The following is an 11,166-nucleotide window of genomic DNA, read 5'->3' as shown; positions in this document are numbered from 1 at the left end:
TGCTTCCTTGTTATTCCCGCCACGGCATGATGGGCACCGCGCTGATGGCATTTTTGGGCGATCCATCGACCACTTTATCTGAATAGGCCAGATAGGCCAGTGCATTACGTTTCGCGTCGTAAAAACGCACGACCTGTAAGGATTTAAACACCAGCGAGGTACGTTTTTTAAATACCACTTCGCCCTGCGCTTTGCCGTTCTTGATTCTGTCGCTCAGTTCTACCGGCCCCACCTGCTGACAGGAAATGGCGGCATCGGAGGTATCTTCCGCCAGCCCCAGCCCACCTTTGATGCCGCCGGTCTTCGCCCGGCTCACGTAGCAGGTCACGTTGGTAACATCAGGATCGTCAAACGCTTCGACCACAATTTTATGATCCGGCCCAAACATTTTGAACACTGTATCGACAGATCCAATCTGCTCCGCATGGGCGACCTGCGCTAACATCAGCAGAATTGAGGAAATGATTAAGCTCTTATATTTCATATTGTTACCATTTTTAAAAGTTACTCTGTGTAATTATTCGACATTCTAAGATAAAACGTATACAGATCACAGGATTACAATAATCACGCTTTCGAATGATCGAAAAAAGCATTTATGAGCAAAAAAAACACTGAATGCTAAAACAGCAAAAAATGCTATTATCCTCATACCTGACGTCAGGTACTCGTTGTTGAAAGGATGAGGATATTTTATGGATCAGGCTGGCATTATTCGCGACCTATTAATCTGGCTGGAAGGTCATCTGGATCAGCCTTTGTCGCTTGACAATGTGGCGGCAAAAGCAGGCTATTCCAAGTGGCACCTGCAGAGAATGTTTAAGGACGTGACGGGCCATGCTATTGGCGCCTATATCCGCGCCCGTCGTTTATCGAAATCCGCAGTGGCGCTGCGCCTGACTGCACGCCCAATTCTGGATATTGCGCTGCAATATCGCTTTGACTCTCAACAAACCTTTACCCGCGCGTTCAAGAAACAGTTTTCCCAGACGCCTGCGCTGTATCGCCGTTCGCCGGAATGGAGCGCGTTTGGTATTCGCCCGCCTATGCGACTGGGTGAATTTGCCATGCCTGCGCACGAGTTTGTCACGCTGGAAGATACGCAACTGCTTGGCACCACGCAAAGCTATTCCTGCTCGCTGGAGCAGATTTCAGATTTCCGTCATGAAATGCGAATTCAGTTCTGGCGCGACTTCCTTAGCCAGGCCCCTGCGATCCCACCGGTGCTGTACGGGCTGAACGAAACGCGTCCGAGCCTCGAAAAAGATGATGAGCAGGAAGTGTTTTACACCACAGCACTAACGCCGGAACAGGCCAATGGTTATGTGCCGTCGGCACAGCCTATCCTGCTACAGGGCGGCGAGTATGTCATGTTTACCTATGAAGGGCTGGGGACCGGCGTACAGGAGTTTATCCTGACGGTTTACGGCACATGCATGCCAATGCTGAACCTGACGCGCCGTAAAGGGCAGGATATCGAGCGATACTACCCGGCAGAAGATGCCAAAGCGGGAGATCGCCCGATCAACCTGCGCTGCGAATTCCTGATTCCGATTCGCCGCTAGCGCTGCAGTTCGTCTAGCGCAGGGGCGTCCAGATGTGAGATGTCCCCTGCCGTTTCAACTACCCATCCCGGCGCCAGCCACAAACTTTCCTGGTAATCGACGCGAGAAATAGAACAGTTGCGCAGACGCAGGCGACGTTCAGCCCATGCCGGTAATCCCAGAATCGTACTCACCAGGCAACCCAGTGCAATACCGTGACTGACCAGCAGCGGACGACTCCCCGGCGGCAACTCCAGACAGGATGCCAGCGCCGCGTGGACGCGATCGCTCAGTTCCTGCATCGATTCCCCTTCCGGAATACGCCCCTCCACCGTACCGTTCACCAACTGGCGACGCCAGCCCTCTTCTTCCGACGTCAGCGTATCGATATGACGTTGCTCCAGCACGCCCATATTCAGCTCGCGCAAACGTGAGTCATAGGTGATATCACAGCCACAGGCCTGGGCGATGATTTCTGCGGTGCGTCGTGTACGACCTAAATCGCTACTGATGACATGCGTAATACCAAACGTGCGGGCGCGTTCGCCCACCTGCATGGCTTGCTGTTCACCTTTAGCGGTCAGTGGGCTGTCTGACTGGCCTTGAATACGTCGCTCGGCGTTCCACTGCGTTTCGCCATGGCGAACAAGGTATACCTGTAACATGCTTTTTTTCCGTTATACTGCGATGCGATGAATTTTCAAACTGAGCTTAATTATGCACAAGGTTATCTCTGCGACCACCAATCCTGCCAAAATTCAGGCAATTCTGCGGGCATTTGAAGAGATTTTCGGGGAAGGATCCTGCCATATTGAACCCGTCGCCGTCGAGAGTGGCGTGCCGGAACAACCTTTCGGAAACCAGGAAACGCGCACTGGCGCACGAAATCGCGTTGATAATGCGCGCCGTCTGCACCCGCAGGCTGATTTCTGGGTCGCTATTGAAGCGGGAATTGACGACGATGCGACCTTCAGTTGGGTGGTGATTGATAATGGCGTCCAGCGCGGCGAAGCCCGTTCAGCCACGCTGCCATTGCCAGCTGTCATTCTCGATAGAGTCCGTCAAGGCGAAGCGCTCGGTCCGGTGATGTCGGACTACACGGGTATTGATGAGATTGGCCGCAAAGAGGGCGCAATCGGCGTCTTTACCGCGGGCAAGCTCACGCGCTCAAGCGTATACCACCAGGCGGTGATTCTGGCGCTCAGCCCGTTTCATAACGCAGTGTATTTATAGCGTTGTGCCGGATGGCGGCTTCGCCTTATCCGGCCACAACCGCGCCACATAATTAGGCCTGAAAGCGAAGCGCCATCAGGCATTTTTTAGCAGCACCTGCTCCAGCCAATGACGCAGATCCACCGGTGCGGATTTGAGGCTGTTCGACCCCCGTGTAATGGTGGCGATCCCCGCCCCGAGCTCGTTTTTAAGCTCGCGCTGACTCATCTCGCCGCGCAGCAGCTCTTCAATGATACGCACGCGCGTGCCCAGCGCTTCGCGCTCATCCGGCGTTAACATCAAATTGAGCAGGGGCAGGTGTAAGTCTTGTTCATAGGCGTGTTTAAGCAGATCGACAAAACGTAACCACTCCTGGTGACGCTGTTCTGCCATCTCTGCCGAATAGGGTGATTGCTGAGTCATAAGTTATCGCCATCGTTGCGGGGGAAGCGTGCTTGCTTCCCCCTTTTGTACTCTTTAACGAGTACGATAGCATAACACAACCGACACGATCAGTAACGACGTTGCCATTCTGCGTCGCTCATCAACTCCGGCTTATCACCAAGGAAATAGCGATAGTACGCATCGTAAGCCAGCACGTTCTTCACGTAGCCACGCGTCTCAGAGAATGGAATGCTTTCGACAAACGCGACAGCATCGATACGACCCGCGCTATTGCCAAGCCAGGTGCGAACGCGCCCCGGTCCGGCGTTATAGGCCGCCGACGCGAAAATGCGGTTATTGCCGAATTGCTGATAGACATACTGTAAATAGCTGGTACCAATGTTGATGTTGGTATCAGGATCCAGTAGTTGGCTCGGGCTGCTGTAACCTGGAATCGAGAACATTTTCACCGTATGCGTCGCCGTACCCGGCATAATCTGCATCAGCCCACTAGCACCAACCGGCGATTTTACTTTCGGGTTCCAGGCGCTTTCCTGACGCGCTATCGCCATCGCATAGCTTGGCGGAATATCCTTGCCGCTGGTGTAGCGTGTAAACAGATCCTTGTAGGCCAGTGGGAAACGCTCTTCCAGATGATCCCACAGCTTACCGGCGATCGTCGCTTGTACGCTCAGATCCCACCAGTGATTGTTGAACGCGTAACGCGCCAGCTGAGCCTGCTCAGACTTGGTGCGACTGGTGACCAGATTCGCCCATTCACTGCGCGCGGTATTGTCCAGGTTCCAGTACATTAGCTCGCGCACACGTGCCATTTCCGGTCCCTGAGTCAGCGCAGAGTCAACGTTTGCCGGGGCTTTATCCACTTTCAGCTCGTACTCTTCACCCAGACGCTGTGCCGCCACCATCGGATAGAAACCGCGCTGCTGCATGAGCTGGTGCAGGATCTCTTTGGCTTCCGCCTCACGCCCGCGCTCAAGCAGCAGATCCGCCTGCCAGTAACGCCACTCATCTTTCTCTTTTGCTTCCATTGGCAGACGCGCCAGCCAGGTATTCAGACCACGACGATCGCCGGTTCCCAGCGCCATGCGCACACGTCGCTCCACAAGCGAGGTGGAATTCGAGCGCATAATGGCGTCATCGCGCCATTTGGCCTGCTCATCGGTAACGTCATTGCCCATCAGACGCCAGGCGACGATGTCGCGAAGCTCCTGGGTTTGCTCGTCATTCAGCTGTTGCGCCTGCGCCAGAGACGGGATCATCAGGCGGGCGTTTTCCGCATCCTGACGCGCCACGCTGGAAAAAGCCACCGCCGCCATCTGTCGGGTGAAATCCGTCGCGCCAGTGGTGCGTGCAAAGGTCATCACCGAATTCGGATCGTTGGCCAGCGCAATGATCGCCGAAGCGATAGTTTGGTATTGCGCGGGCATTTGCCCAGCTAACGCCGTGACCAGACCGGTATTCCCGGCTTTCATCGCCAGACGAATACGCTCCAGATACGCCAGCGGATCCTGAGTTCCTGAGGCGCGCCATACGCCGAATAATTTGTCACAGGCGTTCGGCTGGCTTTTCCCGCTCAACCACAGTTCTTTCGCGCCCTGCCAGGCCTCTTCGGTTTGCCCGGTGCTCCATTTCGCAAAGTAATAGTTGCATTGCGCTTCCGTGGTACCCGGTTTTTCTGGGCTGAACGCCAGTAGTCCACGCCAGTCCTCCCGTCGCGCCAGTTCATTCACGAAACGTGATTGCAGAGTACGCGCGGGGGGCAGCGTCGGGTTGGCGCGCACAAAATTGGTAACGGTAATGGTGGGCTGATTCATCAGATCGTCAGTAATCTGACGATATTCCAGATAAGGATACAGAGGATAATTCTTCAGGCCGGGCATCATCTGCTCTACGACATCCATCTGTCGGTTATCCCAGGCCTGTTTAATTTGCGCATAGCGACTGCGCTGCTCATCCAGGGAATCGGCTCGCGCCACTTGACTGACCGTCAGCAGACATACGCTGGCCGCCAGCAGGCGCCAGGTAAATTGATTGGCTTTGTCCACAAGCTCTTCCTCTTCTCATGTTACGTCTGTGCAGCATCATGCCGCTTAATTAGTTCATGCTAACCAGACATTGCAGAATGCGCCACGTCACGGACACTTTTTTACTTTTGTTGCGAGTGAGATCTGCTGGCTGGGATTGGGCAATGAAAAAGGCTACACTTCGCCTTTGATAACTATTTACCAATAATTAGCCCTAAATAATTCAAGTTGCAGCAAGGCGGCGAGGGAGTAAATCCCCTGAGCGTACATAGTGCGTGACTGGGGGGAACGACAAATCTGTCAGGAACAGATTTGAACGCTGCGGAGCAGCGGCCCGCAAGGGCGAGGCTCATGGATGAGCCGAGTAACTCACAGCCAACGCATCTGCGGCTTGAAGTATGACGGGATAAATAAAGAGGCGAGTCCAACGTGGCCCAATTTGTTTATACCATGCATCGTGTCGGCAAAGTCGTTCCGCCGAAACGTCATATTCTTAAAAACATCTCACTGAGCTTCTTCCCTGGCGCCAAAATCGGTGTACTTGGTCTGAACGGCGCGGGTAAATCGACCCTGCTGCGCATCATGGCCGGCATTGATACCGATATCGAAGGTGAAGCTCGCCCACAGCCTGGCATTAAAATCGGTTACCTGCCGCAGGAACCGAAACTAAACCCGGAACATACCGTTCGTGAATCCGTGGAAGAAGCGGTTGCCGAAGTGGTTAACGCGCTGAAAGGTCTGGATGAAGTGTACGCAAAGTACGCCGAGCCGGACGCCGACTTCGATAAACTCGCTGCGCAACAGGGCAAGTTTGAAGAGATCATTCAGGCGCACGACGGTCATAACCTGAACGTGCAGCTTGAGCGTGCCGCTGACGCCCTGCGTCTGCCGGACTGGGACGCTAAAATTGAGAACCTCTCCGGTGGTGAACGCCGCCGCGTCGCGCTGTGCCGCCTGCTGCTGGAAAAACCAGACATGCTGCTGCTCGACGAACCGACTAACCACCTGGACGCCGAATCCGTTGCGTGGCTGGAACGCTTCCTGCACGACTTCGAAGGCACCGTGGTGGCGATTACCCACGACCGTTACTTCCTCGACAACGTTGCGGGCTGGATTCTGGAGCTTGACCGCGGCGAAGGTATTCCATGGGAAGGCAACTACTCCTCCTGGCTGGAGCAGAAAGATCAGCGTCTGGCGCAGGAAGCGTCTCAGGAAGCGGCTCGCCGTAAATCCATTGAGAAAGAGCTGGAGTGGGTGCGTCAGGGCGCTAAAGGCCGTCAGTCTAAGGGTAAAGCCCGTCTGGCACGTTTTGAAGAGCTGAACAACACCGAATACCAGAAGCGTAACGAAACCAACGAACTGTTTATCCCACCTGGAGCACGTCTGGGTGATAAAGTCGTTGAAGTCACCAATCTGCGTAAATCCTACGGCGATCGCGTTCTGATTGACGACCTGAGCTTCTCCGTACCGAAAGGCGCCATCGTCGGCATCATCGGTCCGAACGGCGCGGGTAAATCTACCCTGTTCCGTATGATGTCCGGTCAGGAACAGCCAGACAGCGGCACCATCACACTCGGTGAAACCGTCAAGCTGGCTTCCGTTGACCAGTTCCGTGACGCCATGGACAACAGCAAAACCGTGTGGGAAGAAGTTTCCGGCGGGCTGGATATCATGAAGATCGGCAACACCGAGATGCCAAGCCGCGCCTACGTAGGCCGCTTCAACTTTAAAGGTGTTGATCAGGGTAAACGCGTAGGCGAACTCTCCGGCGGTGAGCGCGGTCGTCTGCACCTGGCGAAGCTGCTGCAGGTTGGCGGCAACATGCTGCTGCTTGATGAACCAACCAACGACCTGGATATCGAAACCCTTCGCGCGCTGGAAAACGCCCTGCTGGAGTTCCCGGGCTGCGCGATGGTCATCTCGCACGACCGTTGGTTCCTCGACCGTATCGCGACCCACATTCTGGATTACCAGGATGAAGGTAAGGTTGAGTTCTTCGAAGGTAACTTTACCGAATACGAAGAGTACAAGAAACGCACGCTGGGCGCAGATGCGCTGGAGCCGAAGCGTATTAAGTACAAGCGTATTTCGAAGTAATTACCGTTAAGCGCCGGATGGCGGCGTTACGCCTCCTCCGGCCTACGAGGTTAGTGCGACGCCGGATAAGCGCAACGCCATCCGGCATTTACGCTATCTCTGCTCGCCCATCAACTCTTTCACCAACTCCACGCAGCGCAGAAATCGACCGTCATAGTCAGGCTCCTGAACGTGCACAAAATTGATATTGTTTTCCTGCAGCATCTCGACCAGCAACGACTGAAACGCTTTTCTGTCAACCGAACTGCCGAGACTGCGTAAGCCATCCGCCACCCATGGAGTATTGTTCTCCAGCAGGATCACCAGGTCAAAGCGATACTCGTCAATCAGGGCCTGCACAAACGGGTGTTCACGCCCTTCATACTTTTTGCAGAAGGCCTGAGTGGTAACAAAATCGGTGTCGATAAACGCCACTTTATTGGCATACTTGACAGCAAAATCAATGTATTGGGCTTGTCCCAGGGCGATTTTATCGTAGTCGGAATACTGCAACGCCATCTCATCACCGCCCAAATGGGAGAAGACGTAATCACGCCCATATTCCCACGCACTGGTAGTGTTAAAGATATTGGCGAGCTTGTTCACCAGCGTCGATTTTCCGCTCGACTCTCCGCCGAGGATCGCCACGGTGCGCACGAAAAACGGCTTCACTTCTGTAGGAATATACTCCCAGTAGCGAAACGGGTTCTCACGGATTTGCCCGCCGCTGATGTTCATAAACGTTCGTTTGGGATCCACCAGCACGGTTTCGATCCCCAGATGTTCCAGATACTGCGGGGCATCTGACTCTTCAGAGGTGTAAATCCAGTTAGGCTGGATCCCTTTCTCCTGCATAAACGTTTTGATCCCGTTGCTCCACACATCCCAACCGTGTGGATACGGCTCCATACCCTCTTCGTTGAAGGCGTGAATACGGATATTTTTCTGATACTTAAAGGTTTGCAGCAGCCAGCGTAGACGATCGGGCACCGTGGGCTGTTGCGACATAGCGCTGTCTTCAAACAGGCTGCGATCGCGCGTGTCGTCATACCCCATGATGATATGCAGTTCATCGACCTGACTACACGCGCGCTGGATAAGATAGATATGGCCGGTATGCAGCGGATAAAACTTACCGAATACCACACCGATATTCTTCTGCTGGCGCGGAAACTCCAGCCCGAGAAACCGGTGCAACGCCTCCAGCTTTTGCGCGCTGGGGCTTTTAATTTTGGCATTCAGCAGTTGACTTAAATATCCCTTGGTCATGCCACTGGCATCTGCCACCTGTTGCAGGGTACAGCCCTTTTGCTTAATGGCAGTTTTCAGATAATCAAATGACACAAGAGCCTCCTGCTGTAAAAATAAACGTAATACCCAATACCGCCGGAAAGACGGCGGGTATTTTATTATAGGTCGTCAAACACGCTTAAAGCATCCGTAAGCTTCTTAACGCCAAAGACCTGCATCCCTTCCGGCACTTTTTTCGGCACGTTGGCGGCAGGAACAATCGCCCGACGAAAGCCGTGCTTCGCCGCTTCGGAAATACGCTCCTGGCCGCTGGGTACCGGACGGATTTCGCCCGCCAGTCCCACTTCGCCAAAGACCACTAAGTCCTGCGGCAGCGGTCGGTCGCGCAGGCTGGAAACCATTGCCAGTAGCAGTGCCAGATCGGCGCTGGTTTCGGTAACCTTCACGCCACCGACCACGTTGACGAACACGTCCTGATCCGCCATCTGCAAGCCGCCGTGACGATGCAGCACGGCCAGCAGAATCGCCAGACGGTTCTGCTCCAGGCCGACCGCCACACGACGCGGATTCGCCATCATCGAATGGTCGACCAGCGCCTGAATCTCCACCAGCAACGGGCGTGTGCCTTCCCAGACCACCATCACTGAACTGCCGGAGGTGACTTCATCGCCACGGCTTAAGAAGATAGCGGAAGGGTTGCTAACTTCACGCAGCCCCTGTTCGGTCATGGCAAAGACGCCCAACTCATTCACCGCGCCAAAGCGATTTTTATGGCTACGCAGAGTACGAAAACGAGAATCGGCGTCGCCGTCGAGCAGAACCGAGCAGTCAATACAGTGCTCCAGCACCTTTGGACCGGCCAGCGAGCCGTCTTTGGTGACGTGGCCGACCATGACAATCGCCACGCCGCGCGTTTTGGCAAAGCGGGTCAGGTAAGCCGCGGTTTCGCGTACCTGTGCCACGCTGCCCGGCGAAGACTGAATGTCCGCCATGTGCATCACCTGAATGGAGTCGATAACCATCAGCCTCGGCTGTTCTTCTTCGGCAATCAGGCAAATTTGTTCGATACTGGTTTCCGACAGCATGTTCAGATTCGCCGTCGGCAGACCGAGTCGATGCGCGCGCATCGCCACCTGTTGCAAAGACTCTTCGCCGGTGACGTACAGGGTTTTCATCTGCTCAGCGAGCTTGCACAGCGTTTGCAGCAGCAGCGTTGATTTCCCTGCGCCGGGGTTACCGCCAATCAGGATGGCGCTGCCGGGCACCACACCGCCGCCCAGCACGCGGTCAAACTCTTTAAATCCGGTGGAAAAACGCGGCAACTCTTCAAGGCTGATATCAGACAGCTTCTGCACTTTTGCGATGCCCGCATTCCCGGCATAGCCGCTGAGCCGCTCGTTACGCGCCACCGTTGGTGACGCGGCAAGGCGTACCTCGGTAATGGTGTTCCAGGCCTGACAGGCGCTGCATTGCCCTTGCCAGCGCGGGTAATCGGCCCCGCATTCGTTACAAACAAAGGCGCGTTTTGGAGCTTTGGCCACGTTTTACCTCTTTCGTTAGCGCGTTTACCGGACAGCGTGGGCGCTTATCCGGCCTACGGTCACTTTGCCATCAGGCAATTAAATCATTTCTGGTTCATGCTGCCAGAGAGAATGCAGAACACGCCCATCAGGTCAGCGTGACGGATCGTAATCTCCGTCTTTTCATTCACTTTGGGTTTGGCATGATACGCTATACCCAGTCCAGCCGTTTTGATCATCGGCAGATCGTTGGCGCCATCGCCGATCGCCACCGTCTGCGCCATTGGGATCTCATACTCCTGCGCCAGGCGAATCAGGGTGTTGGCTTTGTACTGGGCATCGACGATATCGCCGATCACGTTGCCGGTGAATTTACCGTCCATGATCTCCAGCTCGTTTGCCACAGCCGCCGTCAGACGTAGTTTGTTACGCAGATAATCGGCAAAGAAGGTAAAACCGCCGGAGGCAATTGCCACTTTCCAGCCGAGCGTTTCCAGTTTTAACACCAGTTGAGTCAGGCCAGGCATCAGTGGTAGCGTTTCGCGCACCTGGTGCAAAATATTGGCATCAGCGCCCTTCAGCGTCGCCACGCGGCTGCGCAAGCTGGCGGTAAAGTCCAGCTCGCCGCGCATCGCGCGTTCGGTGACTTCCGCAACCATTTCGCCGGTTCCCGCCAGTTTGGCAATTTCATCGATACACTCGATCTGGATAGCCGTTGAATCCATGTCCATCACCAGCAAACCCGGCGTGCGCAAATGCGGAATTTTACCCAGTGGCGCAACATCCAGTTTGGCATCATGCGCCAGTTTTGCCGCACGCGGCGTTAACGAGCCCGCCAGACGAATCACCTGATAATCCTCAACGCACCACGCCGCCACGATCACCATCGCCGCACCCAGTTTGCTCTGGTATTGCGTTAACCGTTGTTTATCCAGCCCACGACCATACAGCAGCCAGCCACTGCGGCCCGCGTGGTAATCCAGCGGCATGACTTCATCACCGCTTAAAGAGAGAGGCAGACCTGGCCACAGAGAAACATCTTCAGGTAGATCGCACCAGGTAATGTTAGGCATTAAAGCTCCTGTAAAATCGTTCGGGTCGGAATCATCAGGGGAAAATAACGCATGAGGCTAC

At 54.8% G+C, this 11,166-nt stretch carries 10 protein-coding genes; 3 read left to right on the top strand and 7 right to left on the bottom strand.

What is annotated here, in order from left to right; all coding sequences use genetic code 11:
• Positions 1 to 10: 10 nt before the first annotated feature.
• Positions 11 to 484: a protein CreA gene (gene creA / locus KQJ19_RS13135; RefSeq protein WP_016151621.1), complete on the bottom strand. Its 474-nt coding sequence runs from the start codon at positions 482 to 484 to the stop codon at positions 11 to 13.
• 211 nt (positions 485 to 695) lie between these two features.
• Here creA and robA point away from each other — a divergent pair, with 211 nt between their 5' ends.
• The gene (robA, locus tag KQJ19_RS13130) at positions 696 to 1,565 is read left to right on the top strand and encodes an MDR efflux pump AcrAB transcriptional activator RobA (protein WP_016151620.1); all 870 of its coding nucleotides are present in this window, start codon (positions 696 to 698) and stop codon (positions 1,563 to 1,565) included.
• Here robA and gpmB read toward each other — a convergent pair.
• A complete protein-coding gene (gene gpmB, locus KQJ19_RS13125; protein WP_016151619.1) occupies positions 1,562 to 2,209 on the bottom strand; it encodes a 2,3-diphosphoglycerate-dependent phosphoglycerate mutase GpmB in 648 nt (215 codons plus the stop codon). The genes robA and gpmB overlap by 4 nt on opposite strands.
• A 52-nt stretch (positions 2,210 to 2,261) precedes the next feature.
• Between gpmB and yjjX the strand changes: the two genes are divergently transcribed.
• A complete protein-coding gene (yjjX, locus tag KQJ19_RS13120) occupies positions 2,262 to 2,777 on the top strand; it encodes an inosine/xanthosine triphosphatase (protein ID WP_016151618.1) in 516 nt (171 codons plus the stop codon).
• 75 nt (positions 2,778 to 2,852) lie between these two features.
• Here the strand turns inward: yjjX and trpR are convergent, their stop codons facing one another.
• Together trpR and sltY are read right to left on the bottom strand one after the other, a co-directional pair.
• Positions 2,853 to 3,179, bottom strand: coding sequence for a trp operon repressor (gene trpR / locus KQJ19_RS13115; RefSeq protein ID WP_019078321.1), 327 nt, complete (start codon positions 3,177 to 3,179; stop codon positions 2,853 to 2,855).
• A gap of 89 nt (positions 3,180 to 3,268) precedes the next feature.
• Positions 3,269 to 5,206: a murein transglycosylase gene (sltY, locus tag KQJ19_RS13110; RefSeq protein WP_047358370.1), complete on the bottom strand. Its 1,938-nt coding sequence runs from the start codon at positions 5,204 to 5,206 to the stop codon at positions 3,269 to 3,271.
• Between the two features lie 408 nt (positions 5,207 to 5,614).
• Between sltY and ettA the strand changes: the two genes are divergently transcribed.
• Positions 5,615 to 7,282, top strand: coding sequence for an energy-dependent translational throttle protein EttA (ettA, locus tag KQJ19_RS13105; protein ID WP_003019019.1), 1,668 nt, complete (start codon positions 5,615 to 5,617; stop codon positions 7,280 to 7,282).
• A gap of 93 nt (positions 7,283 to 7,375) precedes the next feature.
• On the opposite strand, the gene nadR is transcribed toward ettA, so the two are convergent.
• The 3 genes from nadR to serB all read right to left on the bottom strand — a co-directional run bounded on the left by nadR (position 7,376) and on the right by serB (position 11,105).
• A complete protein-coding gene (gene nadR, locus KQJ19_RS13100) occupies positions 7,376 to 8,605 on the bottom strand; it encodes a multifunctional transcriptional regulator/nicotinamide-nucleotide adenylyltransferase/ribosylnicotinamide kinase NadR (RefSeq protein ID WP_016151614.1) in 1,230 nt (409 codons plus the stop codon).
• Positions 8,606 to 8,670: 65 nt separating this feature from the next.
• Positions 8,671 to 10,053: a DNA repair protein RadA gene (gene radA, locus KQJ19_RS13095; protein WP_016151613.1), complete on the bottom strand. Its 1,383-nt coding sequence runs from the start codon at positions 10,051 to 10,053 to the stop codon at positions 8,671 to 8,673.
• 83 nt (positions 10,054 to 10,136) lie between these two features.
• On the bottom strand, positions 10,137 to 11,105 hold the full coding sequence (gene serB / locus KQJ19_RS13090) for a phosphoserine phosphatase (RefSeq protein WP_216403736.1): 969 nt from the start codon (positions 11,103 to 11,105) through the stop codon (positions 10,137 to 10,139).
• Positions 11,106 to 11,166 lie beyond the last annotated feature (61 nt).

This window comes from Citrobacter sp. S46_ASV_140, from assembly GCF_018919545.1.
Lineage (GTDB): Bacteria > Pseudomonadota > Gammaproteobacteria > Enterobacterales > Enterobacteriaceae > Citrobacter > Citrobacter braakii.
The sequence above is the reverse complement of the archived record's forward strand: the minus strand, read 5'-3'. Positions and strand labels throughout refer to the sequence as shown.

What these genes read in the sequence shown, in the direction of transcription:
- trpR (WP_019078321.1), bottom strand. Translation starts at nt 3,179, where the DNA reads ATGACTCAGCAATCACCCTATTCGGCAGAGATGGCAGAACAGCGTCAC.
- robA (WP_016151620.1), top strand. Translation starts at nt 696, where the DNA reads ATGGATCAGGCTGGCATTATTCGCGACCTATTAATCTGGCTGGAAGGT.
- creA (WP_016151621.1), bottom strand. Translation starts at nt 484, where the DNA reads ATGAAATATAAGAGCTTAATCATTTCCTCAATTCTGCTGATGTTAGCG.
- serB (WP_216403736.1), bottom strand. Translation starts at nt 11,105, where the DNA reads ATGCCTAACATTACCTGGTGCGATCTACCTGAAGATGTTTCTCTGTGG.
- yjjX (WP_016151618.1), top strand. Translation starts at nt 2,262, where the DNA reads ATGCACAAGGTTATCTCTGCGACCACCAATCCTGCCAAAATTCAGGCA.
- gpmB (WP_016151619.1), bottom strand. Translation starts at nt 2,209, where the DNA reads ATGTTACAGGTATACCTTGTTCGCCATGGCGAAACGCAGTGGAACGCC.